The sequence below is a fragment of the Porphyromonas sp. COT-239 OH1446 genome, from assembly GCF_000768875.1.
In the GTDB taxonomy this organism is placed as follows: domain Bacteria; phylum Bacteroidota; class Bacteroidia; order Bacteroidales; family Porphyromonadaceae; genus Porphyromonas.
This window is the reverse complement of the sequence record NZ_JRAO01000018.1, coordinates 24,520-51,205: the sequence shown is the minus strand read 5'-3', so window position 1 is coordinate 51,205 and position 26,686 is coordinate 24,520. Positions and strand designations below refer to the sequence as shown.

Genomic DNA, 26,686 nt, shown 5'->3' with positions numbered 1-26,686 from the left:
TAGAACTCACGAGAGAGGTTGCCTCTGAGGGTCGTAGGACCTTTGGGGCAACCTCTCTCTTTATGGATCATACACCACTCTATGCTTACACTCAAGCAGATTAAGGATAACCGGGCAGAGGTCATACTCAAGCTTGCTAAAAAGGGCTTCAAAGCCGACGATATCATAGACGAAGTCCTGCGACTGGACGAGGCTCGGCGTCAGAGCCAAACAGAGCTCGACAGCCTGCTCGCTGAGCAAAATCAGTGTGCCCGAGAGATTGGGGCTCTGATGAAGGCCGGACAAAAGGACGAAGCAGAAGCCAAGAAGGCTCAGGTCGCCTCGATGAAGGCCCGAAGTAAAGAGGTCGAGGAGGCCAAGGAGGCCTATGAGAGAGAACTCAGAAACCTGCTCCTACAGATCCCCAACTTACCCAATGACATTGTCCCCGAAGGCAAATCAGCCGCAGACAATCTCGAAGTGCGCTCAGGTGGACGGATGCCTGAGCTCGGAACTACAGCCAAGCCTCACTGGGATTTGGCCAAGGAATACGACCTCATTGACTTCGAGCTCGGAGTGAAGATTTCAGGCGCAGGCTTCCCCGTCTACAAGGGTTATGGAGCACGTCTGCAGCGAGCCCTGATCAACTTCTTCCTCGATCAAGCTCGAGAGGCTGGCTTCGTGGAGGTACAGCCCCCCTATGTGGTCAATGAAGACTCGGGCTATGGCACAGGCCAGCTCCCAGACAAGGAGGGGCAGATGTACCATATCGGTCTCGATGGGCTGTATCTCATCCCCACAGCGGAGGTTCCTGTAACGAATATCTACCGAGACGTCATCCTCTCCGAGGCAGAGCTACCTATTAAGAATACGGCCTACTCGGCTTGCTTCCGCCGTGAGGCAGGCTCATATGGCAAGGATGTACGAGGCCTCAATCGTCTGCACCAGTTCGACAAGGTCGAGATCGTCTGCATTGACAAGCCCGAGCGCAGCTACGAACGTCTCGACGAGATGGTCGCCTACGTGCAGACGCTTGTAGACAAGCTCGAGCTCCCCTGGCGCATCCTGCGTCTCTGTGGGGGGGATATGAGCTTCACCAGTGCACTCACCTATGACTTTGAAGTCTATTCTGCGGCTCAGCAGCGTTGGCTCGAGGTGAGCTCGGTATCGAACTTCGAGAGCTATCAGGCCAATCGTCTCAAGTGTCGCTATCGTGATGCTCAGACGGGGGTTCAACTCGTACACACTCTCAATGGCAGTGCATTAGCCTTGCCCCGCATCGTTGCAGCCCTCCTAGAGAACCACCAGAGCCCAGAGGGTATTCACATCCCCAAGGCCCTTGTGCCCTATACGGGCTTTGACCTCATCCCTGCTCCTTAGCAGCTATTGATCACACTCTGAAGTAAAAACGACATGATGAAAAAAGCTATGATCGCCATGGCCTTCGCAGGCTTAGCCCTTGTGGGCCTAAGCAGCTGCGAGTCGGGCCCCGAAAAGGCTACTCGTAAGTTCTACGAATACCTCTCTACGGGTCAGATCGAGGAGGCAGAGGATTATTGTACCGAGCGCACAGAGCGTCTGCTCGAGATGGCTGCAGCCCTAGGGTCATCGAAGGAGCTGAATCCAAACTTCAAGTTCAAGCTCGTCGAAGAGAGAATAGAGGGCCGAGAGGCATGGGTAAAGTTTACTGACATTGCAGGCAAGGGGCAGAACGACACGACCGAGGTGTACCTCATCAAAGTCGATGACGACTGGAAGGTAGACATAGCCTCCGACAAGTAGCCCTCCATCTCATTTAGGTTTGATTATGGATACGAGTGCTTTGCTCCGTAGTGGTGCAGGGTACTCGTATCTGTATTTGAGACTCTTCCGCCCAGTCGAGAGCCTACTCTCTCGATGATGTACCCCTCGAGCTTGGGGCTCGAGAGATCAAGGATTTGAAGAGATAAGGCGAAATGCTTACATTTGTTTATTATGATACAGACAGACAAGTTATACGAAATATTTTGCCAACACCCCGAGATCGTAACTGATAGTAGACAGATACTCCCTGGGTGCCTCTTCTTTGCCCTCAAGGGGGCTCGGTTCGATGGTAATCAGTATGCCCTCGAGGCCCTCGAGTCTGGGGCTGCCTATGCTGTGATCGATGATGCCCGCTTGCCCAATGATCCTCGCCTCCTCCTCGTGGAGGATGTCCTCGGAGCAATGCAGGCCTTGGCTCGGGAGCACCGTCGTAGAATGGGTATCCCCGTGATTGCCATCACAGGGACGAACGGCAAGACAACGACCAAAGAGCTCGCTGCTGCCGTCCTCTCTACGACCTATCGGCTGCTCTATACCCAGGGCAACCTCAACAATCATATCGGCGTGCCCCTGACCCTGCTGCGCCTGAGGCAAGAGCACCAACTTGCTCTCGTCGAGATGGGTGCGAGCAAGCCTGGCGACATCGCAGAGCTCTGTGCCATCGCCGAGCCCAACTATGGCATCATTACCAATATTGGCCAAGCACACCTCGAGGGCTTCGGCTCGCTCGAGGGCGTCCTTAGGACGAAGGGTGAGCTCTATGACTGGCTACGCAACCACGAGGGGAAGGCGATCCGCAATGCTGACGATCCACTACTCCGAGACATCGCCGACGGCATCCCCTCGGTACTCTATGGTCAGGGCTCAGAGGCCCTCATCAGGGGGGAGCTCTTATCCCAGGAGGCGGGGAAGCTATTCTTCGAGCTCCAGTGGTCTGCCGAGGTCATCGGCATCGAGGGGCAGAGACAGGCAACACAGCTCGTTGGGGCGTACAATATGGGCAATGTGTTGGCCGCCGTCGCCCTAGGCCTCTTCCTCGATGTCCCTAGCGAAGAGATTGTCCGCTCGATCGCAGCCTACAGCCCCAGTAACAGTCGCTCTCAGCTGATGCACACCCCTCTAGATAACCTCGTCATTGCCGACGCCTACAATGCCAATCCGAGCAGCATGCACCACGCACTGGAGAACTTCTTCGCCATCGAGAGCCCTCGCCCTCGACTGCTTATCCTGGGCGATATGAATGAGCTCGGAACTCAGGCACACGAGGCGCACCAAATCCTTTATGAGGAGATACAGAGACTGGCTCAAGAGGGCGATCAACTCTGGCTCTGCGGCCCGATATGGGCAGGGATGGGGCTGACAGAGCGCACCTTCGCCTCAGCCGTCGAGCTCGAGCATTATCTCAGTAAAGGGAACGTACCTCACGGACATCTGATCCTAGTCAAGGGATCGAATGGCATCAGACTCAACAACATCCTCCCCAAGCTATAGTGCATGAATAAGATCGGTCAAGAGCAGCGTCTCGAGCAGACAACCAACCTCTCCGCCTCTCAGATCCAGGCTATCAAGATGCTGGAACTCACGGGTCTTGAGCTCGAGGGACGCATCGAGCAGGAACTCGAGGAGAACCCTGCCCTCGAAGAGAACCCCGAGGGGGAACGCCTCGGAGAAGATGAGGAGGCCAAGGGGCAGGAAGGCCTCGACGGACAAGACTGGGAGTTGGGCGAATATGCCAGCGAAGACGACATCCCCGCTTACAAGCTTCAGGAGATCCAGGAGCGTCAGAGCCGCCGGGAGGAGATCCCCTTCGCCGCCTCTGCCCCCTCGCTCGATGAACTGCTGATGGAGCAGCTCTCGATGACCCGCCTCAGCGAACGAGAGCGAGAGCTAGCCCGATACATCATCGGCAACATCAATGCTGATGGCTACCTTGACCGCTCGATCGAGCAGTTGCAGGACGATCTGCTCTTCAAGGTCGGCCTCGACACTTCTGAGGCCGAGCTAGAGACAATGATCGCTCGAATCAAGACCCTCGACCCTGCTGGCGTGGGGGCTAAGGATCTGAGGGAATGCCTTATCCTCCAGCTCGAACGCAAAGGCGAGGGTGAGGGCGACTCAGAGACGCACCTTGCCCTCGAGCTGCTGCGGCATCACTATGAGGACTTTGTCAATAAACGCTTCGACCAGCTTCGGGAAGCTCTAGGCGTAGATGCTGAGCAGCTAGCCGCACTCTACAGCCTCATCTCCCGCCTCAACCCCAAACCTGGCAACATTGCCTCGGACGAGGGCGAGGATCGATTGGCCCATTATATCCCAGACTTTATCGTGGGCGAGCGGGATGGCGAGCTGCAGCTGACCCTCGTCGGAGAGCGAGAGATCCCCCTCCTGCGTCTGAGCCCCATGTACGTGGAGATGATCGAACAGGAGCGTCAGGAGGGCTCTCGGAACAAGGGTGCTCGAGAGGCCATGAGCTTCCTCAGGCACAAGATCGATAGGGCGCGCTGGTTCATAGATGCCGTGGCCCAGCGTCAGCACACGCTACGCACGACGATGCAGGCTATTATGGTGCATCAGAGGGAGTTCTTCCTCTCGGGTGAAGTACTCGACCTCCGCCCCATGATCTTAAAGGATATTGCCCAAGCCACAGGCCTAGACATCAGCACCATCTCTCGGGTGAGCAATAGCAAATCCGTGCAGACGGACTTTGGGGTGTATCCGCTGAAGTTCTTCTTCAACGAGGGGATCACCTCCGAGGGGGGCGATGAGGTCTCGACCCGACGGATCAAGGAGGCCCTAAGGCGAATCATCGAGACAGAGGACAAGGCCTCGCCCTATTCGGATGCTCAACTGGTGGAGGTCTTAGCCCGTGAGGGCTATCCCTTGGCACGCCGTACGGTGGCCAAATATCGAGAGCAGCTACGCCTACCCGTGGCTCGCCTGCGCAAGCAACTCTAGGGGCGGAAGAGGCCTCCAAAAGGCCCTCTTAGAGGCTTCGCATAAATCACTAGAAACCAATCGGATAACGAATGGCCCGCAGAGGGCCAAATTTTCTTGCGGAAGAAAAAATTTTCTTGCGGAAGAAAATATTTTTTCTTGCGGAAGAAAATAAATTTTCGTGCGCACGAAAATTTATTTCTCTGCGCACACAAATTTGGAGGACTGCCCGGAAGGGCAATTTTCCGTCCGCAAACAAATTTAGAGGACTGCCCGGAAGGGCAATTTTCCGTCCGCAAACAAATTTAGAGGACTGCCCGGAAGGGCAAATTTCCGTCCGCAAACAAATTTAGAGGACTGCCCGGAAGGGCAATTTTCCGTCCGCACACAAATTTGGAGGACTGCCCGAAGGAGTCCATTCGAGCCTCCCTCCACCCTTCGCATGAGACGGGAGTAAGAGGGGAAATTCACCCGCAGACAACCCTGGGAGACGAGGTAGTTTTCGTATATTTGCGGACATATAAGGATCACAAACAAAAACTATTTTCAGATGGCTACACCTACCTTCCGTTATCAAAAGCCTTTCCCCGTGGGAGAGGACAAGACCGAGTATTATCTGCTGACAAAGGATTATGTTTCAGTAGAGCAATTTGGCGAGCATGAGATGCTGCGCATTGAGCCCGAAGCCCTGCGCCTCTTGAGCCGTACGGCCTTTCACGATGTGTCGTTTTACCTGCGCCCTGAGCACCAGGAGCAGGTCGCTAAGATCCTGCATGATCCCGAGGCCAGCGACAATGACAAGTTCGTCGCTCTGACCTTCCTGCGCAATGCCGAGGTGGCCGCCAAGGGGCAGCTCCCCTTCTGCCAAGATACTGGTACCGCGATCATCATGGGTAAGAAGGGGCAGCAAGTCTTCACCGGAGGCCACGACGAGGAGCACCTCTCACACGGGGTGTACGATGCCTACACAGAGAATAACCTACGCTATTCGCAGAACGTCCCCCTAGACATGTACCGAGAGGTCAATACGGGCTGTAATTTGCCCGCACAGATTGATCTACTCGCAGTCGATGGGATGGAGTATAACTTCCTCTGCATTGCCAAGGGAGGAGGCTCAGCCAACAAGACCTATCTCTATCAGGAGACCAAGGCACTGCTCAATCCTGAGAGCCTAGTCAAGTTCCTCGTCGAGAAGATGAGTTCGCTCGGCACAGCCGCTTGTCCTCCCTACCATATTGCCTTCGTTATCGGGGGGACTTCGGCCGAGACAAACCTCAAGACCGTCAAGCTCGCCTCTGCCAAGTACTATGATAACCTGCCCACCGAGGGCAATGAGGGCGGACAGGCCTTCCGAGACATCGCCCTCGAAGAGCAGGTACTCGCCGAGGCTCATCGTCTGGGGCTTGGAGCCCAATTCGGCGGGAAGTACTTTGCCCACGATGTGCGTATCATCCGCCTCCCTCGCCACGGAGCATCCTGCCCCGTAGGGATGGGTGTCAGCTGCTCAGCCGACCGCAATATCAAGGCCAAGATCAACCGAGATGGCATTTGGATCGAGAAGCTCGAGACCAACCCCGCACGCCTCATCCCCGAAGAGCTTCGTCAAAAGGGTGAGGGCAATGTGGTGAAGATCGACCTCAACCGTCCCATGAGCGAGATCCTTGCCGAGTTGAGCAAGTACCCTGTCTCCACTCGCCTCTCGCTCAGTGGTACAATCATCGTCGGGCGAGACATAGCACACGCCAAGCTCAAGGAACGGATCGACCGAGGTGAGGGCCTGCCACAGTATATCAAGGATCACCCCATCTACTACGCAGGGCCTGCCAAGACCCCCAAGGGAATGCCTAGCGGATCATTCGGCCCCACGACGGCTGGGCGTATGGATAGCTATGTAGACCTCTTCCAGAGCCACGGCGGTAGCATGCTCATGATCGCCAAGGGAAACCGCAGCCGACAGGTAACTGATGCCTGCCACAAGTACGGAGGCTTCTACCTCGGCAGCGTCGGAGGGCCAGCAGCCATCCTTGCCCAGGATAGCATCAAGAAGGTCGAATGCCTCGAATATCCAGAGCTCGGCATGGAGGCCATTTGGAAGATCGAGGTTGTAGACTTCCCCGCTTTCATCCTGGTCGATGACAAGGGCAATGACTTCTTCGAACAGATCAAAAGCAAGTGCAGCTCCTGCGGACTGGGCAAATAGACAACATCCCTGAGTGATAAGGGGACAAATACACAAGATAAGAGGCGGCGTCCTCGTAAGTTTATCTTATCTTTGTCCATCATACACTACATTAACTGTTACTAACCACCTAATTAAACATTGTTATGGGAAACAGAGCAGAATTGGATTGGTCTTCGCTGACCTTTGGCTACGTCCCTACGGACTACAACATTAGATGCTACTGGCGCAATGGGGCCTGGGGCGAGCTGGAGGTATCTTCGTCGGATATGCTGACGATCCCGATGGCAGCGACCTGCCTGCATTACGGACAGGAGTCTTTCGAAGGGCTCAAAGCCTTCGAGGGCAAAGACGGCAAGGTGCGCATCTTCCGCCCAGAGGAGAACGCTGCCCGTATGCAGCACACCAGCCGAGGTATTATGATGCCTGAGATGCCGACAGACCTCTTCCTAGAGGCTATCGAGCGTGTCGTCCGCCTCAACCGTCGCTTTGTCCCCCCTTATGGTTCGGGAGCATCGCTCTATCTTCGTCCACTGATGATCGGGCTCGGCCAGCAGGTCGGTGTCAAGCCTGCCACTGAGTACATGTTCATGGTCTTCGTTACACCCGTAGGGCCTTACTTCAAGGAGGGTTTCCGCCCTACCCCTATGGCCATCATGCGAGGCTATGACCGTGCCGCCCCTCTAGGAACAGGAACTTACAAGGTCGGCGGGAACTATGCCGCTAGCCTCTATTCAGGACACCTGGCCCACAGCAAGGGATATTCGGCTGTGATCTACCTCGATGCCAAGCACAAGGAGTTCATTGACGAATGCGGCCCAGCCAACTTCTTCGGGATCAAGGACAATACCTACATCACCCCCGAAAGCACTTCGATCCTGCCCTCCATCACGAACAAGAGTCTCATGCAGATCGCCCAAGATATGGGTCTAAAGGTGGAGCGTCGCCCTATCCACGTAGAGGAGCTAGCTACCTTCAGTGAGGCTGGTGCTTGCGGTACAGCTGCTGTTATTAGCCCTATTGCACGCATCGACGACCTCGACGAGGGCACAAGCTACGTCTATAGCACAGACGGCAAAGCGGGTGAAATCAGTGAGCGTATGTACAATAAACTACGTGCCATCCAGTATGGAGATGAGCCTGATACACACGGCTGGGTTCGTGTCTACGACTTCTAAACGAAGTGCATAGATCGGCCTCTGAAGGCCAGTACCTGTAAAGGAAATCTAGCGGTGGATACAGCGATGGTTGTATCCACCGTTTGTTTTTGCCCCTCCGCAGTCGAATATCCCTATGGATAAGTAGCGAATATAACAATTATACCTATATGTGGGGATCGAGGGGATGAGGTCGAACCTCTATCTTTGCTTCGAACAAACGAAACACCTATTAATTAGTTATGAAAAAGTTCGGTATTTTCTACGGTTCATCAACCGGTTCAACCTCTGAGCTCGCTCAGCGTATCGCCAAGGCAGTGGGTGCCGAGGCAGAAGTCCATGACGTAGCTAGTGCTGATGCCTCTATGGCAGCAGACTACGAAGTACTCCTGCTCGGTAGCTCTACTTGGGGTATCGGAGAGCTACAGGATGACTTTGACGGCTTCCTGCCCAAGCTCGCAACCCAAAATCTAGCAGGCAAGGCTGTAGCCCTCTTCGGCTGTGGCGATGCTGATAGCTACCCAGACTCTTTCTGTGAAGCCTTGGCCCTGATCAAGGAGGGGCTTGCTGGTACAGGCTGCCGCTTCGTCGGAGCTTATACCCCAGAGGGTTATAGCTATGATTGCACACGTAGCGAAGAGGATGGCAAGCTCATCGGCCTCTGCGCAGACGAGATCAATCAGTCCGATATGACAGACGAGCGTATCGACATTTGGCTCGCTGCTATCAAGGCTGAGCTCTAAGGCAGAAGGTATACTTTCCTCACCCTAAGCCAAGGTAGAGAAACAATCACCCCCGACTAGATGATCTAGTCGGGGGTGATGTCGTATGCAAGCAGCTCCCAGAGCTGACTACTTGCTGGGCTGAGGAGCGTAGACCTCAAAAGGGGGACGATAGGGTATGCCCGAGCGCAAGAGCTCATCCAATACCAAAGGCAGTCGATGCACGAATGATGCCCAGTCTCTACGAGGCAGAGTCGTCCAGCCAATCTCCGCCAGAGCAAGGGCACGAGGATAGGTCATATAAAACACCCTATTCATGTCCTTAATAGCCTCTCCCCAAAGTGTTCCCATAACTCCCAAAACGTGGCCATCGCCAGAGGCATAGAGGTTGTTCTTCAAGTCCCAGGTATAGGCTCGCTCAAGTGTTGTGATTGGCATTCCCCAATTATTAAACTCGGGCAGATCTCCTCGAAACTGAGGATAATCGAAGTAAGCTGCCTCGCCCGGGGCTAGGATGATCTTGTGCCCCGAAGCCCTAGTCAAATCGAGGCACTTGGGTGTCAGCCCCATGCGCCAAGTGATCAACTCGACATCCTTAGGGTAATCGAAAAGATACTCCTTGGCAGGCATACGGATATTATCCAACTCACACCACAGCATTGGTCTCAGACCATACTTACGAGCAGAGCTCAATACCCGCTCGAAAAAGTAGCTCATCAGAGCTCGAGGCCCATCATAGCCCAACTTCTTCTGTAGCTCCTGATGCTCAGGACTTACGGCCCAGTTACGTTCAATGGCTGATTCGTCTCCACCGAGATGTATGCGCGTACCTCTAGGGAAGATCTCTGAGAGCTCCCTCAAGACATCGTCCAATACCTTAAAAGTCGCCTCACTTACAGCCGAAAGCATTACATTATCTGTCTTACCTAGGACAAAGTCTGTCTCCCGAGCAATATCGCAGCGCAGCTCTGGCTTAGCGAGGAGCAACGCAGCCGTATGACCGGGGACATCGACCTCGGGGATAATCTCTATCCCTCGCTGTGCGGCATAAGCGACCAATTCCTTAAGGTCATTGGCAGTATAGAAGCCATTATCCGTAATGCTTTCATGAGAACTACGCCTAGCCCCAATTCTCGTGAGATCTGGGTGAGAAGCGATCTCAACCCGCCAGCCCTGATCGTCGGTCAAATGAAGTTGAAGCGTATTGAACTTGTAGCGAGCCATACGATCGAGAAATCGCTTTACTTGAGCTACTGGGAGAAAGTTACGGGCAGGGTCAAGCATCAAGGCACGCATCCTATAGCGAGGCTGGTCATCAATCTCCAACCCAGGCAATACAAACCTCCCTCCAAAGCGAGGACGATGGCTATGCAGCAACTGCATTAAGGTCATTACTCCATAGAGAGCTCCTCGTTCGTGGCCAGCACGCACACTTAGACCAGTCTTCGATATGGAGAGTCTATAGGCCTCCTCGTCTGAAACCTGAGGGTCTATCAAGAGTGATATATGCCCAGGAGCTTTGCTAAGCTTACTTGTGGGACTAAGGCTCAGCTCCTGACGCAGATATTGATGCAGATATTCAGAAGCGAAACCGAGGCGAGCATCGTTGTAGTGTAGGCGGAGCTTTGCAGGCAAGCGATAGCGAGTCCCTGTCTTTTGGATCATTCGAGGCTGTGGAATAAGCCCATAAGCATCCATGGACTCCTGTGCCCTTAGCCCCCAAAGGGGACATAAAAGCAGGAAGAGAAGTGATAGACGCTTGATTATATTCTTTTCCATAATATATAGGGTTACTTGTATCGAGTCCATCGCCATAGCTCCCTAAGGCTAGGCTTCTTACCATACATCAAGATCCCAATACGATAGATCTTCGCACTGATGAAGGTAATCCCCACAAAGCTCAGATATAGGATCAAGATGCTCAAGGCCTGTTGCCACAAAGATACGTCATAGGGCAGTCGTACCATCATCACAATAGGTGAAGTGAAGGGGATCAACGAAGCCCAAAAGGCTAAGTTCCCCTCGGGATTGTTCATACAAGCCATACCAATGTAGAAGGATACCATGATGATCAATGTAACGGGCAACATCAACTGTCCGGCATCTTCATCGCTGGAGACAGACGAGGCAAGTGCCGCCAGAATTGAGGCATAGAGCAGAAAGCCACCCAAGAAGAGAAGAACGAAGAGTACGATGATCTCAACGAAGTTAATTCCTTGGACAATCCCAAAGAGCTCATAGACCATATGCATGCTCTGCATACCAATATCCGACTGACTGGCCTCTAGGAGTAGCTCTGGGCTGTACAGTTGCCCGATCAAAAGGAATTGTGCTGCAATATAAAGGCTAAAGGTGAGCACACACCATATTGCTATCTGTGTTAGCCCGAGGAGGCCTACACCCAGGATTTTACCCATCATGAGATCAAAGGGACGTACAGAAGAGACCATAATCTCCATGATACGACTCTTTTTCTCCTCCAAAACGCTCTGTAAGATCATCGTACCATAAGTAAGGATGAACATGTAGCTCATCAGAGCAAGGACAAGACCAAGGATAGAGGCAAAATCACTCGAGCTAGCCGTCTCTGCCCCACTCTCATTCCATTTATAGGTTGCCAGGGAGATATTCACCTTGCTGTCTCGTATGATCTCTGGGAGATTAGGGATGTCATACGAGGCCATTTTCTGCTCCGATAGATGCTTCGACAGAGTGGCATTGACATAAGCCTCGAGCCCTGGGGGCAATTGTCGGAAAGCATAGAGACCAATAGCTTTAGGATCCTGGAGTAGATCTTGGCGGATCTCTAGCACAGCTGTAATCTCCTGTTCCTCCCCGAGGGCTTTGTATTCCTCAGCAGTCTTGTCAGCATCGACGAAGCGATACTGCTCATTACTCTCAAGCAGAGAAGCATACTGACCCGTGCGATCAATAACAGCCACAATTTGCTGATCACTATCGCTATCGATCTGCATCAATAGTACTGGTAGAAAGGATATGAGGATGAAAAACAAAGGAGCAAGCAGGGTAATGATGATAAAGCTACGCTTGCGAAGCCTCGAGAGATATTCTCGGGCAATGATGATACTAATCTTACTCTCCATGGTAACCGTTTTCTTGGACTGTTTGGATGAATATCTCGTGCATACTGGGGACTTCTTCGTAGAAGCTAAGCAACTCCACCCCATGGGGCATCTGAGAGATTAGCTCCCAGTTAGTTAGGCTCTGTGGCTTGTGCAGGCGTAGTACAGAGCCGCCTCGCTCCTCCCTATATTCCACGACATCAAACTCTCTGAGGGACTCCTCTGAGAGGTTCTGCTCAAAGCGCATTGAGAGGATACCCGAAGCATACTGACGGCGGATAGAGTCCACTTGGCCACTCAACACGACCCTAGAACGATTAATCAAGGCAATATCATCGCAGATCTCCTCGACAGACTGCATGTTATGCGTGGAGAAGATAATCGTATGCCCAGCATCTCTCAACTCTAAGATCTCTCTCTTGAGCAAATCGGCATTAACAGGGTCAAAGCCACTAAAGGGCTCGTCGAAGATAAGCAACTCGGGCTTATGAATGACAGTGCAGACAAATTGGACCTTCTGCTGCATCCCCTTGGAGAGCTCCTCGACCTTCTTGTCCCACCAAGGCATGATATCAAATTTGTCGAACCACTGCTTCAGCTGCTTGCGAGCCTCAGACTTCTCAACGCCCTTGAGACGAGCCAGGTAAATAGCATGCTCACCAACCTTCATCTTACGATATAGGCCTCTCTCCTCTGGTAGATAGCCAATACGGTTAATATCACTCTGCTGCATAGGCTTCCCATCGATCAAGATTTGCCCTTGATCTGGAGCAGTAATGCGGTTAATGATGCGGATCAAAGAGGTTTTACCCGCCCCATTGGGGCCAAGCAGACCGAACACTCTGCCCCTCTCGACCTCAATGCTCACGTCATCGAGGGCCGTATGAGCAGCATAGTGCTTGTACACGTTCTTTGCTTCTAAAAACATAGGTTTATAGGTGAATGATAATACGAATCTATTTAGATTGGAGACATGAGATGCCCAAAGGGGGGGATTTCCCTCAAAGGCTCATAAGTCATTTGTTCATAGTCGATATGATAGACTAAATGCTCTAGCCCATTACTCAAGATAAGGTAAGGGACTAGGAGGGTATAGTTGTAGCGGATAGCCTGCTGCAGCACTCGCTCACTAAGAGCTACCTCAGGAGCTTTATATTCGACCAAGACGAGAGGTCGAAGGTTACGATTATAGATGACAGTATCGCAACGTTTGCTTCGCTGTGCCACACGGATCGAGACCTCGTTCATCATGAGCTCTGGGGGATACCTTAGGTGATCGATAAGATAATGAACGAAATGCTGCCGCACCCACTCTTCGGGGGTAAGGCGTACAGTCCGCCTGCGCAGGCAGTCATATATGTAGGGCTTACCAGCCTGTTGAGACACTTGTGCGGCGTAAGGGGGGAGATTTAGCCTAATCATCTTATCTTTGCGACATCTGTCTACGAAGATACATATTTCTATATTAGTTGCCCATGCTCTCCTATGATGATATAGTTCGAAGCCTCAAACGCAAACAACCCAAGCGCATCTATATGCTTTGGGGAGAAGAGCCTCTGTTCATCGATCGCCTAGCAGAGTTATTTGCGACTCAACTCATTCCAGAGGATGAAAGAGACTTCAATCAGACCATCCTCTATGGCAATGACACGCAGATCGGAGACGTTCTGACGGAGGCTATGCGCTTCCCCATGCTCGGGGAGCGTCATCTAGTACTCGTGCGAGAGGCCCAGCAAATCAAGGATCTAGAGCGTCTCTCAGGCTACATCCCTCGCCTACCTGAAACGACCTGCCTCGTACTCTGCTACAAGAAGAAGATAGACAAGCGTAAGGCCCTCTACAAGGCTCTAGAGGAGGCCGAAGCTCTCTACGAAAGTGCTAAGATCTACGACTCCAAAGTCCCGGACTTCATCATCAAGTCATTTGCTGCCGAGGGAATGTCTATCGATCAGCGTACAGCCTACATCATGGCCGACCATACTGGCAATGACCTAGAGAAGATCCTCGGAGAGATCCAGAAGCTATCCATAGCCCTAGGCCCTGGCAGGCATATCGTAACAACTGAGCATATAGAGGAATACATTGGGCTGAGTAAGGAATACAACAATTTTGAGCTCCTAAGGGCTATCATCGAGAGAGATGCTGCTCGAGCCTACAAGATAGCCCTATACTTCTCCGCCAACGAGAGGAATTATCCCGTGCAGATGACCCTAGCCGTTCTCTACAACTTCTTCTCAGCTCTCATGGGAGTCTACTACATGCCCCAAGCCAGTGATAAGGCTATTGCGGAGGCCTTGCGTGTATCCACCTATGCAGCCCGAGACTATATCGTTGCCAGTCGAGTGTATAGCTCTATGGCTACCTTCAATATTATCCGACAAATACGTCTGAGCGATGCTGCCTCCAAGGGGGTCGATGCCTCTATCTCTGATGGAGAGATCCTCAAGGAGCTTGTCTCTTATATCCTAGCCCAATAACTATCTCAACACCAAAAGCATTCATCCTATAAAATAACCTATATGAAGTACATTCGCTGCCTATTCGCTGTAGCATTATTCATTCTAAGCCCGAGTCTCATGGCCGAAGGGAAGAACCCGAAGCCTTTTGTAATCCCCGAGCTCACCTCCTGGACAGGAGGAGATGGGCACTTTACCCCCACTGGTCGCATTGTTTTAGGGTCTAGAGATAAGGCTCTGTTCTCTGTAGCCAAGAGCCTGATAGAAGACTATCGCCTCATGTTTGGCCGTGAGCTCAAGATCTCCTACGGCAAGGCTCGCCAGGGAGACCTAGCCCTCTCTCTTCTGAAAGACAAGACTCTTGGGGAGGAAGGCTATCGCCTGGACATCGCCCAGTCGGCTAAGCTCACAGCTGCCACTCCTAGGGGGCTATACTGGGGGACACGGACACTACTTCAGCTCTCTGAGCAAGACCCCGAGCGCAAGCTACCCCAGGGGAGTACGATCGACATCCCTCGCTATGCTCTCAGGGGGCTACTGATGGATGTAGGTCGCAAATACATCCCGATAGACTATTTGAATAACCTCGTCAAGGTCATGGCCTACTACAAGATGAATACATTGCAGGTGCACCTCAATGACAATGGTTTCAAGCAGTACTTCGACCATGACTGGAGCAAAACGTCATCGGCCTTTAGGCTAGAGAGTGAGACCTTCCCGGATCTAGCTATAGCAGGGGCATCCTACTCTAAGAAAGAGTTCATTGACTTCCAAATTAAGGCCGAAAGCCAATTCGTTGAGATCATCCCAGAGATCGACGTCCCAGCTCACTCGTTAGCCTTCTCACGTATCAAACCTGAGATTGGGAGCAAGGAGTATGGGATCGATCACCTAGACCTATTCAATCCTGGCACTTACGAGTTTGTGGATGCCCTCTTCAAGGAGTATCTATCGGGTAAGAATCCAGTATTCCGAGGTAAGCGGGTCAATATTGGCACGGACGAATATAGCAATGCCAAGGAGGAGGTACGAGAGAAATTCCGTTACTTCACCGATCGCTATATCAAGTATGTACAGGGCTTTGGCAAGCAGGCCTGCCTGTGGGGAGCACTCACCCATGCCTATGGTAAGACACCCGTGGCGAGCAAAGATGTTGTCATGATGTGCTGGTACAATGGATATGCAGACCCTAAGGCGATGAAGGAGGCTGGCTATCAAATCGTCAGCATCCCCGATGGCTATACCTATATCGTCCCAGCAGCAGGCTATTACTACGATTATCTGAATACGGAGTATCTGCATAAGTCCTGGACCCCAGCACAAATAGGTAACCAAAAGTTCGAGGACGGGGACCCATCTCTATTGGGAGGGATGTTTGCCGTGTGGAATGACCACTATGGCAATGGGATCTCGGTCAAGGACATTCACCATCGGGTCATGCCCGCCATGCAGATAATGGCTCTGAAGACCTGGACAGCTCACGACACTAGTATCCCCTATGCTGAGTATAATGAGAAGAGGCTGAACTTAAGCGAAGCTCCTGGAGTGAATGAGCTCGGACGTATTGGTCGAGGCAAACAGCTTGTCTACGAACGCTCTGAGCTTAGGGCTGGAGATACCCTCCCCTATATGGAGATAGGTTACGACTATACCATCAGCTTCGACCTCGAGGCCGCCGAAGAGGCTAAGGGGACTATACTGCTTCGCTCTCCGCACGCCACGGTCTATCTAGCTGATCCTAAAAGCGGAGCTATAGGATTTGAGCGAGATGGTTACCTCAATACTTTCTCTGTCCGCCTACCCAAAGCTGGGGAAAAGATCAACATTAGCATACAGGGGACGAATAGGGAGACTTCGATCTTCGTCAATGGCAAGCTCCGCCAACGTCTCAGCCCCGAAACAGTCTATGTACTCGAAGAGAAAAATAAGCTCGACGTCCAGCACAATGCTCCAGATCCCTTCACCCCAACAGTTTATAGAGGAGGGGCGAAGATGCACTATCAGCGCACTCTTGTCTTCCCCCTAAAGGAAGCAGGAGGGTTCGAGAGCCGCATCACAAACTTCAAGGTATATAACTACCTCGTCGCTATGCCCTAGCCGCTAGAGAGGATAATGAACTGCTCGCCCCCAGTCAGTACTCATACTGACTGGGGGCGAGCTCTTTGCTGGCCTACCGATCGACCAGGCTAGAGGTCATCAAGCCTTGCTGAGGTAAAGCAAAGCCTCTGGGCCTAGATTGAAGATTAGATCGAAGATACTCAACGCTTGGACGAAGCCCCACCGCTCGGCAAATGGCTGATAATAACCCTCGAAGGAGATGTCCTCAGACTGCTGTATAGACTTAGGACTAAGCCTATAGCGATAGTCTTGGGAGGACTGCTTCTCAGGTGGGAGGAAGCTCTGCGTAGGCTCTAGGCTCAGCTCCAAGTCAATGAGCCTCGAGAGGCAATGTAGGAGCTCCCAGTTGAAGTCCCAAAGGTAGGTATAGCGTCCCTGCTCGTAGAATGGGCGAATATCATCCCAGTAGTACTCAAAGTAGGGACTACGACCATAAGAGGCCATCAATGCTCCCCGATGTAGATGTCGCCAAGCCCCATGATCGGAGATTCGTATATCTCTGATCATGGGGCTAGCCTTATGCTCGACAGGGATCGTTAGAGCCTGAAGCCCGTTCGGGCCAGTGATATGGCAGCGACTGCGGTAGCTCTGCTTGACGAAGTGCTCCTGTGCCTCGAGATAAGCGACTTGCCCCTGGGTTCTATAGAGACGAATCATGTACTCTATCGGCGGGGCATAGGCTGTCGAGAGCAGCAAAGCCTCCGAGAGATCTAGCTTAGTCTGCATCGACGGCTCTAAACATTCTTCCCCAACGAATACCGCTTAGAAATCCTTGCTCATCGTTGCGAGAGAAGAAGATGAAGAGGGGTCGGCCGACAATATGATCCTCGGGGACAAAGCCCCAGTAGCGACTATCGGCAGAGTTGTGCCTATTGTCTCCGAGCATGAAGTAATAGTCCATAGCAAAGGTATAGCTACGCTGCTCTACACCATCGACGAGGAAACGCCCCTCGGGCGTCGTCTCGAGGCGATGCCCTTCATAGGCCTCTATGCAGCGGCGATAGAGGGCTAGATTATGTTCGTTGAGCTCGATAGTCAGCCCAGCCTTGGGAATGAGAAGAGGCCCATAGTTGTCCCCCGTCCAGGCAAAGTCCTTAGAGAGAGGGTAGCACACCCCTCGGTCTCGACTGCGCTCAACGACGATATTACGCACATAGGGCTCACGGGTGAGCTGCTCCCTCATCGCTTGGGTCAGGGGCAATTCGTAGATGCGCCCCATCGAGAGCGTACTGTCAATGGGTGTCAAGCCGAGCTCGAGCTCCAGAGCCTCCGCTTCTTTTTGAGAATGGATCTGCATCGAGATCTCGTTCACGTCTCTATAGTTGATTTTGAGTGCATCAAGGACTTCTTTCGAGAGCGTACGTCCATCGGTCTGTAGCAGATAATTGAGCTGCATCTTCGAGGGGTTGCCTATTGTCTTGCCATCGATAAGGACTTGATTGTCTCGGATCTCGATACGCTCTCCAGGCAGGCCTACACACCTCTTAATATAGTGAGCTCGCTTATCCACTGGCCGGTAAATGATCTCGCCGAAGGTAGCCCGATCTCGATGCACGGCCTCCCTGCCGTACTGAGCGCACAAAGTATAATAATCGGGGATGGAGACAGAGAGGGCGACTGTATCTCCAGCGGGGAAGTTGAAGACAACAAGATCATTGCGCTCGATCTGACGAAGTCCCTTGAGCCTGCGATAGGGGCAGGAAGGCTTGTCGAGATAGGCCTTCATCCCGAGGAAGCTCTCGTGCACTAGAGGCATAGCCACAGGGGTCATAGGCATTCGAGGGCCATAGCTGAGCTTCTCGACTACGAGGTAGTCTCCGACGAGCATCGTCTTCTCGAGAGAGGAGCTTGGAATGCCGAAATTTTGGAAGAGGAAGGTCTGCAGCACAGACACCAGCACGACAATGAAAATCAAATCCCCGACCCAGGTAGCCAGGAAGCGCACGATCGGATTGGAGCTATTACGCCCCCAACCCCAGGGGATGAGGCGCAGGAAGTAATAGTCAAATGCCAAGGGAAGAGCCAAGAGCCACCACAGACTAGCCCAGAGAGCTAGCACAAGGATGAGGATCATGAGCAGAATGCCCCAAAGATAACGGCGCAGGCGGTGTCGGGTGCTCTCGCCTGTAGGACGATAGAGTTTCATAGAGCTAGATCTATAGATTGGGTGAAGCTAACATTTGACGCATGCTCAGCGGGCCACGCCGCCCTCGAGTGAACTCGGCCGCCAAGACCGCCCCAAGGGCAAAACCCTCGCGACCGAAGGCCTCATGGCGCAGCGTGATCACATCCACCTCGGAGCGATACTCTACGCTGTGAACGCCTGCCACCTCGCCCTCTCGATGGGCATAGATCGGGAGCAGATTGTCCGCTAGAGGTGTAGCCTCGTCCGCCAAGTGCCAACCGAGGAGCTCAGGACGCTCCGAGAGGATGCCCTCGGCCAAGGTAATGGCTGTGCCGCTGGGGGCATCGAGCTTGTGCACGTGGTGCGTCTCCTCGAGCGAGACACGATACTCTGGGGCTGCCGAGCGCATGAGGGCGGCCATACGACGATTCATCTCGTCCATGAGGTAGACCCCAATACTGAAGTTCGAGGCCCAAAAGAAAGCTGCCTCGAGCTCCTCGGCCCAAGCCTGCAACTGCCGTACGCCCTCAGTCCAGCCCGTCGTACCCGAGACGACCGAGAGGCCGAACTCGAGACACCGCCGACAATGCTCATAGGCAGCACTAGGCTGGGTAAATTCGATCGCTACGTCGGCCTGCTGCATCAGCTCGGGCGTGAGCTCCAGGCCAGTAGTCTTATCCACACGAGCGACGATCTCATGCCCCCGCTCCTGGGCAATGCGCTCGATCATGTGCCCCATACGGCCGTAGCCGATGAGTAGGATCTTGAGCTTATGCGTTACGTTCTCTTCCATACTTCTTCTAAGCAAAATTCCCATTCGGGAGGTGAGGCGAGCTCTCCCCTGCCCTCCTAAAAACGGAGGACAGGGGAGAAAGCTCAGGGAGAGCAAAGGTAGTGTTATTTGCTGACAGCCTTGCTATTTGAAGCTCCACTTCAGAGCCAACGTAGGGGCACAGATCCATTGCGGAGCATCAATATTGCGCGAGATGCGTAGCTCTGTACCCAGACTTAGGTTGAAGTCTCGGGCGAAGCCCTTGAGGCGATTCAGATTGACCCACAGCTGGGGTTGGCTCATGAGCTTGAAGTTTGTCCCCCAACCCATTCTGTCGTCCTGCTCTGTCCACAGGCTGATAAAGCCCGAGGCCGTCAGCAATCCGCTAGGACTATTGTAACGCCAAACGGGGCATAGCTCGACATTGTGAGGCTTGCCGTGCCCCTTGATATACTTGTAGAGGAGCGAGAGGCTGAGCATCAGCCTCCTGTCCGAGCTGAGGTAGGTGTAGGTCCCTCCTGTCATGAAAGCATCCTTGATAGAAATAGCCCTCGAGGATAATGCGGGAGAGGGAGCATGAGGAGCAACAAAGCGCAAGCCCCCATCGTAACGCACATGCCAAGAGAAGGGCGAACGCCAAAAGCGTAGATTACGCATGAATTTCCAATTCGCTGCTACAGCCCCCTGATCGAGCCAACTCATATCGACAAAATAGAAGGTGTCTCCCCAGCGATCTAGGCTCTGCTGCTCTAGCGTTGCGGTCATCCTAGGGCGGGAGGCCTGCACCTCGGGATGGGTATAGCGACCGAGGTCATAATGTAGCTGAATGTTCTGCGCCGAGGTTGGCAAGGCTTGAGCTCCAAGCACAAGAGAGAGGACAATCGATGCCCTCCGTACGAAATGAATGGTTTTGGTCATAAGTATATAATATATATAAGGTAGCGACAGTGCCACCTTGTTGTGCAAAGATAGTGATTATAGGCCATCCCCTCCCCTCTTGAGAGCTATGCCTAGGGGCGGAGGGGGGCTCAAAAAGGGCCTCTAATTTTCTTGCGGAAGAAAATATTTTTTCTTGCGGAAGAAAATAAATTTTCGTGCGCACGAAAATTTATTTCTCTGCGCACACAAATTTGAGGGACTGCCTGAAGAGATAATTTTTCGTCCGCAAACAAACTTAGAGGACTGCCCAAGGAGCGGCTCGAGCCTCCCTCCACAAAGAGATCGGGGTCTCGGTGCTGTGGCACCGAGACCCCGATCATCTCTATCAACTTGACTAAGGGAATTAATTTGCTGAAATCACATCAAACTCTGCCCCAGAAGCGAAGTCATTACCCGCATGAGAGCTCAGGGCCTTGAAGCGCACATAGCGAGCTGAAATCACTGAGAACTCGACACGCTTGAGATCTTTATTGCGATCGAAACTACCCTTGTGTACTTCAGTCCAGGTCTTGCCATCGGTGCTTACTTCGATGACATAGTCCTTGATACGACCATTTTCACCATCCTGGCGAGGCAGATAGGTGAAGCCCTTAATAGGTTGCTCCTCCTGCATATCGAAGTCGATCCAGTGTGGGTACTGAGCCACAGTTACAGAGTAGACAGAGTGCCAAAAAGTAGCAGGATCTTGGTCGATCAGGTTACTCGCCCCCTCGCCATAGTGGATCTCCTCGCTACTTACATAGGATATGTTCAGGGGTACGGTCTCTATCTTGCCGTACTTGATATAGCTCTTGATGTGAGGAGTGTGCATAGACCAAGCCACGACCTCTCCATCACTGCGCAGCTGGATGGGTGTCGTATAGGTCTGATCCTTACCGCCATCAATGGTATACTTGATCTCAGAGCCTACAGGATGCGAGAGCGTAAGCATACCACGATGGTCGCGATCGATGAGCACAGGCAGCTCCATCGCTAGAGAAGATACCTGAGTGAGCTCCTGCTCACGAGCCTTGTCGTAGGGGCGGATGATGAAGCTGAAACGTTGGGGCTTGGCGAAGCTACGACAATGATCTAGAGGGCCTCCCTGACCACAGCTAGCTCCACCGAGACCATTCACACTGGCATCCAAGTGCAGATGCGTGTCGCCCATCTCTGGTAGCTGGTGTGGATGTGGAGCCATCATGAGCTCCATCTGACTCCAGGGTAGAGCAGAGGTGCTCATCCGATCTCCAGCCACGACCAGGAGTCCACGACCAGCATCGTTGGAGAGGGCTGCCCAGCGAACATCCTCACGGTTGCCCATCGTCTGAGGCTTGGGGAAGTTCACAAATTGTTCGGCCACAGTGCTGCGATGCACTTCTACAAACTGACTGCTCTTACGGTCGGAGTAGTTATTGATGGGTCCACGACCGTAGTAGCTGTAGTAGCTATAGTGCTTGGGAACGACAAGTTCGTAGCCAAGCCTTGCTAAAGCTAACTTAGGCTTGTTGCTCACGAGCGTTGTATTGAGCTCGATCGAACCATCGGGGTAGATGCTCCATACGAGCTCGCTATTGACCTTGAAGTCCTCCATCCCAAAGGGTTTGTCCGTCTCTTCGTCTACCTTGTAGCGACCCGACGCCCTATGATCGTATAGGTTTGCCCCTTGAGGTGCTTGGCTCTCTACGTTGAAGTGCAGCACGATCATTCCATCTCGGTGCTTGTAGGCAGAGGACTTGAGGACTCTGTGCTGTAGGTTGTGCAGGCCATTCTTGCCCCATGCACCTCTGACCCAAATATCGTTGTCGCAGGGTGCACGGAAGAGGTGGAGCTTAGGCCCATTGCCCGCTGTAATCACCTCGTCCGAGCCATACTTAAGGCTGTGGATAGTCCCCAGGGCGTTGTCGAAGACAGCGGTGAAGCCATTACCCTCGATCGTAGTGTAGGGCTGCTCCTTTGCCTTCTTCTTGCCCTTGGGGGTAGGGAGGTCGGACGTCAGCTTGCCCGTCTGTCCCTGGGCAATAGAGGGCTTAGTGATGGGCTTGCGCAGGAGGAGTTGCTCATCTGCCTGTACATAGCCAGCCCTGGCCCAGGGCATATCTTGGGCGAGGATATACTCTAGCTTGAGGAAGTATTCACCACTAGGGTCTTCGGCCATCTTAACTTCATAGGGGATCGTGATCTCGGCACGCTGGCGAGCTTCTAGACGAGGAAGTTCAGCGAAAGCCTCACGGACTTTGTGGCCATTGCGCAGGATGCTCCAGCGTAGACGATAGTCGGAGAGGTCGGTGTAGTAGTTCTTGTTGTGTACACGGATCTTCGCAGCCCCGCCCTCTGCCGAGACGAGCTCTGTGCCGATATACTGATACACCTTCTTCACCTCATAGTACTGAGGCTTGGGGCTTAGATCTGCGAAAACGATACCATTCATCACGAACATCCCGTCGTTGGGGGTATCGCCGAAGTCGCCACCATAGGCGAGGTATCGCTTGCCCTCGGGGGTGTAGTTGTAGAGGGCTTGATCGACCCAGTCCCAGATAGCTCCGCCACAGATGAAGTTGGTAGACTCAATAGCCTTCCAGTAGTCCTCGAGCCCCCCGACAGCATTACCCATAGAGTGGGCGTACTCGGAGATATGGAAGGGGTACTTTGCCTTCGTCTTGCCGCTTGCTAGCTCGAAAGTGCCAGGGATACTTGGGTACTGGTTCGAGCCCATATCGACGATGTCGTTGTTGCGCTCGTACTGGATAGGGCGGCTCGTATCGACGGCCTTGGTAGCCTGGTAAGACTTCACGAAGTTGATCCCAGGGCCTGCCTCGTTCCCCAAAGACCAGATGACAATGCTGGGGTGATTGATGGTGGCATACACCATCTCGAGCATGCGGTTCGTATGGGCAGTCTCAAACTCAGGCACATGCGAGAGCGATGCCTTGCCATAGTGATACTGGTGCGACTCGATGTTGGCCTCATCCTCGAGGTAAATCCCATACTTGTCGCAGAGGTAATAGAAGTAGGGATCGGTCGGATAGTGCGAGTTGCGCACGTGGTTGATGTTGGCCCGCTTCATAATCATGACCTCCTGCTCCATCTGCTCTCGGGTAATCGCATGACCACGAGCGGGATTGGTCTCGTGGCGGTTCACACCCTTGAGCTTGACTGTCTTGCCGTTGATGTAGTAGTAACGCCCCGAGAGGCCGAACTCATCCTCCTCGGCCTTTGTCTCCTTGATCTCAACCTTGCGGAAGCCCGTGTAGGTCGATACCGTCTCGAGCACACGTCCCTTGCGATCCTTGAGCTCGGCTACCACGAGATAGCGATAGGGGCTCTCGGCTGACCAAAGCTGGGGCTTGGAGAGCATGAGCTCAGCCTTGAGGATGGTGCGCTCACCCGAGGCGAGCTTCTTGAGCCGAGCGGTCTGTGCCGTAGCTCCCGAGATAAGGATGGGCTGATCCGAGTAGAGGGGCAGCGAATAGAGAGAGTAGTCTATTCGTAGATCCTTGGCAGACCTCTTGGAGAGGTTGCGTAGCTCTGCCGAGAGAGCTAAACTGCCCTCACGATACTGGGCGTCTAGGTCGGGGATAATCTGTAGGTCTCGGATCTGCACCTGAGGCTTGGAGGTGAGGTAGACTGAGCGATAGATACCTGGCAGTCTAAACATATCCTGTGCCTCGAGGAAGGAGCCGTCGCTGCTGCGATAGACCTCGACAGCCACCACGTTCGCCCCTGGACGCAGATAGGAGGTGATGTCGAAGCTGGCCAGATTGCGTGAATTCTTGGAGAAACCAACATACTGGCCATTGATCCAAAGGTAGAAGAAGGAGTCCACCCCATCGAAGTTGATATAGACCGCACGCCCGTCCCAGTCGCTGGGGATCTCAAAGGTGCGGCGGTATGAACCCACTTCGTTGCGATGCTTGTAGGTAGTCCAGTTCTGTGGAGGGGTACGCATCACCCCGCCACGCCAGTCATCGACCTTCACCTCATGCTTGAAGATCACAGGCTGATTGACATAGATCGGCGTACCGTACTTCTGCTGACCATTCTTTTGGATGCCGTAGACATTCCAGTTCATCGGTACCTCTACGGTGTCCCAAGACGAGGCGTTGTAGTCGGTGGCGTAGAAGTCTTTCGGACGCTCGTCGGGATGCCCAACCCAATGAAACTGCCAAGCCCCATCGAGCGAACGATAGTACTCGCTGTGCTCAGGCAGGACACGCACTGCCGAGGACGTGGAGGCAAAGGAGAAGAAGTAGGCATGGGGCTGTTCCTTGCCATGCGCATACTGCTCGGGGGCTTGCCATTCAGAGCCATTCGGCGCACTCTGCTGACCATAGCCGAAGCCCTTGAGTGTGGGGACGGGAGTATTGGCCAAAGCGGAGAGCGTCATCGTAGCACAGAGGGCTAGCAAAGAGATCTTGCTCATGTTGTGTTTGGTAAATTATTGATAAATGATCTTTGAATAATTGCGACGCAGCATTCCCCTCAGCTTAGGGGCAAATCTGAGCAAAGATAATCTTTTTGAGTAAGCTGTCAAGATGAGCTAAACGAGCCTCTGCGCAACCTACAGAGGTGAGCTGTCAGAGAGGTGAGGACAGAGGCTCTCCTGCTAGCATCTCCGATCTACCCGTAGCCCCTCGGCAGAGCCCTCGACAGATATACGAATGAGCTCTAAGATAGGACCTCGATAGAGGCCTCGATCGAGATGTAGTGGAGACCCAAGTAGAGGCTCGGTAAAGGTATAAATAGGATCGCCACAGAGGTATAAGTAGGACTTCGACCGAGGTATAAGTAGGGCCTCAATCGAGGCATAGATAGGAGCTTGATGGAGTGCGATAGGTAGGAGGGCCATCGGAGGAGAATGTTTACCTTTGCGGACGTATGATAGACGAAGATTTTATTTACGACAAGATAGACACCCCGACCTTCAGGCTCATAGGAGCTTGCGCTGACGAACTTGGTATCGAAGCCTATGTCGTCGGAGGATTCGTACGAGACCTCATCCTTCATCGCCCCAGCAAAGACATAGACGTGGTCTCTGTCGGCAAAGGGATCGATCTCGCCCAAGCCGTGGCAAAGCGTCTGGGACGCAAGGCCCATCTGTCAGTCTTTGCCCGCTTCGGCACGGCACAGGTCAAGCATGGCGACCTAGAGATCGAGTTCGTTGGAGCTCGACGAGAGAGCTATAGCCGAGACAGCCGCAAGCCGGTGGTCGAAGATGGGACGCTCGAGGAGGATCAGCAGCGTCGAGACTTCACGATCAATGCCCTGGCCATCTGCCTGAATGCAGATCGCTTCGGTGAACTCATCGATCCCTTCGATGGGCTTGGGGACATGGAAGGGCTTACGATCCGCACACCACTCGATCCGGATATCACCTTCAGCGACGACCCGCTGCGTATGATGCGCGCCATTCGCTTCACCTCACAGCTCGGCTTCTTCATTGATCCCGACACCTTCTCAGCCATCGCACGCAATGCCAAACGTATAGAGATTGTTTCGGCCGAGCGTATTATCGTCGAGCTCAACAAGATATTGATGAGCCCCCGCCCTTCAATTGGCTTAGAACTCTTCGAGCAGACAGGCCTCATGCAGGAGGTCTTCCCCGAGCTCCTCGAGCTCAAAGGGGCTGAGACCAAAGACGGGGTCGGGCACAAGGATAACCTAACCCACACCTACAAGGTCGTGGACAACCTGGCCAAAGTCCTATGGGCTAGAGGCCTCAAGGACGAAGACCTCTGGCTCCTGTGGGCTGCTCTGCTGCACGACATTGGTAAGCCTAGAACAAAGCGATTTGACCGCAAGATCGGCTGGACCTTCCACAACCATAACTATGTGGGAGCGAAGATGCTTCCCAAGATCTTCCGCCGCCTACGCCTTCCCCTAGACAACAAGCTCAAGTACGTGCAGAAGCTGGTCGATCTGCACATGCGCCCCGCCACACTTGTGGACGAAGGCGTTACAGACTCGGCCGTACGCAGACTACTCTTCGAGGCAGGGGACGATATTGACGATCTAATGCTCCTCGTCGAGGCTGACATCACGAGCAAGAACCCCGCACGAGTACGCAAATACCTCGACAACTATGTCGTGGTCAGACGCAAGCTCAAGGACATTGAGGAGAAGGATCGCATCCGAAACTTCCAACCCCCTGTCGATGGAGCTCTGATCATGCAGGCCTTCTCTCTCTCGCCATGCAAGGAAATCGGTATCATCAAGGACGCCATCAAGGATGCCATCCTCGAGGGGACTATCCCCAACGAATATGCCCCTGCCCATGCCTATATGCTCGAGGTGGGAGCTTCACTCGGTCTGTCGCCAAAGAAATGACACGAAACCTCGAGCGAACTAAAGGTGGGGCGTGTATCCCAGATGTTGCGTATCTTTGAGGCACAGCCCTAAGCTTAGGGCATACTAGGGCAATTATCATTATCATCATAACA

19 protein-coding genes are annotated in these 26,686 nt (G+C 53.2%); 10 read left to right on the top strand and 9 right to left on the bottom strand.

Annotated elements, in window-relative coordinates:
• The first annotated feature begins 81 nt into the window (after positions 1–81).
• The 7 genes from serS to HQ37_RS04970 all read left to right on the top strand — a co-directional run bounded on the left by serS (position 82) and on the right by HQ37_RS04970 (position 8,795).
• Positions 82–1,359: a serine--tRNA ligase gene (serS, locus tag HQ37_RS05000; protein ID WP_036881219.1), complete on the top strand. Its 1,278-nt coding sequence runs from the start codon at positions 82–84 to the stop codon at positions 1,357–1,359.
• A gap of 33 nt (positions 1,360–1,392) precedes the next feature.
• Positions 1,393–1,761 (top strand): DUF4878 domain-containing protein, encoded by a 369-nt coding sequence (locus HQ37_RS04995; protein WP_081951767.1) that lies wholly within the window; start codon positions 1,393–1,395, stop codon positions 1,759–1,761.
• Between the two features lie 192 nt (positions 1,762–1,953).
• Positions 1,954–3,273 carry a UDP-N-acetylmuramoyl-tripeptide--D-alanyl-D-alanine ligase gene (gene murF / locus HQ37_RS04990; RefSeq protein ID WP_036881218.1) on the top strand — a complete coding sequence of 440 codons (1,320 nt, stop codon included), beginning with the start codon at positions 1,954–1,956 and terminating at the stop codon, positions 3,271–3,273.
• A 3-nt stretch (positions 3,274–3,276) separates the two neighbouring features.
• Positions 3,277–4,737 carry an RNA polymerase factor sigma-54 gene (gene rpoN, locus HQ37_RS04985; protein ID WP_036881217.1) on the top strand — a complete coding sequence of 487 codons (1,461 nt, stop codon included), beginning with the start codon at positions 3,277–3,279 and terminating at the stop codon, positions 4,735–4,737.
• A gap of 529 nt (positions 4,738–5,266) precedes the next feature.
• Complete coding sequence (locus HQ37_RS04980; RefSeq protein ID WP_036881216.1) at positions 5,267–6,916, top strand: fumarate hydratase; 1,650 nt, start codon at positions 5,267–5,269, stop codon at positions 6,914–6,916.
• A gap of 125 nt (positions 6,917–7,041) precedes the next feature.
• The gene (locus tag HQ37_RS04975; RefSeq protein ID WP_036881215.1) at positions 7,042–8,073 is read left to right on the top strand and encodes a branched-chain amino acid aminotransferase; all 1,032 of its coding nucleotides are present in this window, start codon (positions 7,042–7,044) and stop codon (positions 8,071–8,073) included.
• A gap of 221 nt (positions 8,074–8,294) precedes the next feature.
• Positions 8,295–8,795 carry a flavodoxin gene (locus tag HQ37_RS04970; RefSeq protein ID WP_036881214.1) on the top strand — a complete coding sequence of 167 codons (501 nt, stop codon included), beginning with the start codon at positions 8,295–8,297 and terminating at the stop codon, positions 8,793–8,795.
• Positions 8,796–8,903: 108 nt separating this feature from the next.
• Here HQ37_RS04970 and HQ37_RS04965 read toward each other — a convergent pair whose 3' ends face one another.
• Genes HQ37_RS04965 through HQ37_RS04950 form a run of 4 tightly spaced genes read right to left on the bottom strand, consistent with a single transcriptional unit; the run spans position 8,904 to position 13,279 of the window.
• Positions 8,904–10,553 carry a beta-N-acetylhexosaminidase gene (locus tag HQ37_RS04965; RefSeq protein ID WP_036881213.1) on the bottom strand — a complete coding sequence of 550 codons (1,650 nt, stop codon included), beginning with the start codon at positions 10,551–10,553 and terminating at the stop codon, positions 8,904–8,906.
• Between the two features lie 11 nt (positions 10,554–10,564).
• Positions 10,565–11,878 carry an ABC transporter permease gene (locus HQ37_RS04960; protein WP_036881208.1) on the bottom strand — a complete coding sequence of 438 codons (1,314 nt, stop codon included), beginning with the start codon at positions 11,876–11,878 and terminating at the stop codon, positions 10,565–10,567.
• Positions 11,868–12,785: an ABC transporter ATP-binding protein gene (locus HQ37_RS04955; RefSeq protein ID WP_036881207.1), complete on the bottom strand. Its 918-nt coding sequence runs from the start codon at positions 12,783–12,785 to the stop codon at positions 11,868–11,870. The genes HQ37_RS04960 and HQ37_RS04955 overlap by 11 nt, the downstream gene beginning before the upstream one ends.
• A 32-nt stretch (positions 12,786–12,817) precedes the next feature.
• Positions 12,818–13,279 (bottom strand): type I restriction enzyme HsdR N-terminal domain-containing protein, encoded by a 462-nt coding sequence (locus HQ37_RS04950; RefSeq protein ID WP_036881206.1) that lies wholly within the window; start codon positions 13,277–13,279, stop codon positions 12,818–12,820.
• 113 nt (positions 13,280–13,392) lie between these two features.
• Between HQ37_RS04950 and holA the strand changes: the two genes are divergently transcribed.
• Both holA and HQ37_RS04940 read left to right on the top strand, forming a co-directional pair.
• A complete protein-coding gene (holA, locus tag HQ37_RS04945; RefSeq protein ID WP_235264640.1) occupies positions 13,393–14,334 on the top strand; it encodes a DNA polymerase III subunit delta in 942 nt (313 codons plus the stop codon).
• A 42-nt stretch (positions 14,335–14,376) separates the two neighbouring features.
• The gene (locus HQ37_RS04940; protein ID WP_036881204.1) at positions 14,377–16,410 is read left to right on the top strand and encodes a family 20 glycosylhydrolase; all 2,034 of its coding nucleotides are present in this window, start codon (positions 14,377–14,379) and stop codon (positions 16,408–16,410) included.
• A 99-nt stretch (positions 16,411–16,509) separates the two neighbouring features.
• Here HQ37_RS04940 and HQ37_RS04935 read toward each other — a convergent pair whose 3' ends face one another.
• The 5 genes from HQ37_RS04935 to HQ37_RS04915 form a co-directional block, all read right to left on the bottom strand.
• The gene (locus HQ37_RS04935) at positions 16,510–17,157 is read right to left on the bottom strand and encodes a WbqC family protein (RefSeq protein ID WP_036881203.1); all 648 of its coding nucleotides are present in this window, start codon (positions 17,155–17,157) and stop codon (positions 16,510–16,512) included.
• Positions 17,147–18,577 carry a signal peptidase I gene (gene lepB / locus HQ37_RS04930; protein WP_036881202.1) on the bottom strand — a complete coding sequence of 477 codons (1,431 nt, stop codon included), beginning with the start codon at positions 18,575–18,577 and terminating at the stop codon, positions 17,147–17,149. The genes HQ37_RS04935 and lepB overlap by 11 nt, the downstream gene beginning before the upstream one ends.
• Positions 18,578–18,587: 10 nt before the next feature.
• The gene (locus HQ37_RS04925) at positions 18,588–19,349 is read right to left on the bottom strand and encodes a 4-hydroxy-tetrahydrodipicolinate reductase (RefSeq protein WP_036881201.1); all 762 of its coding nucleotides are present in this window, start codon (positions 19,347–19,349) and stop codon (positions 18,588–18,590) included.
• Between the two features lie 123 nt (positions 19,350–19,472).
• A complete protein-coding gene (locus HQ37_RS04920; RefSeq protein WP_036881200.1) occupies positions 19,473–20,246 on the bottom strand; it encodes a DUF5020 family protein in 774 nt (257 codons plus the stop codon).
• A gap of 364 nt (positions 20,247–20,610) precedes the next feature.
• Positions 20,611–24,669 carry a glycoside hydrolase family 2 TIM barrel-domain containing protein gene (locus HQ37_RS04915; RefSeq protein WP_036881199.1) on the bottom strand — a complete coding sequence of 1,353 codons (4,059 nt, stop codon included), beginning with the start codon at positions 24,667–24,669 and terminating at the stop codon, positions 20,611–20,613.
• A gap of 455 nt (positions 24,670–25,124) precedes the next feature.
• On the opposite strand from HQ37_RS04915, the gene HQ37_RS04905 reads away from it, so the two are divergent.
• Entirely contained in the window at positions 25,125–26,573 is a 1,449-nt protein-coding gene (locus tag HQ37_RS04905) for a CCA tRNA nucleotidyltransferase (RefSeq protein ID WP_036881197.1), read from the top strand.
• Positions 26,574–26,686: the final 113 nt, after the last annotated feature.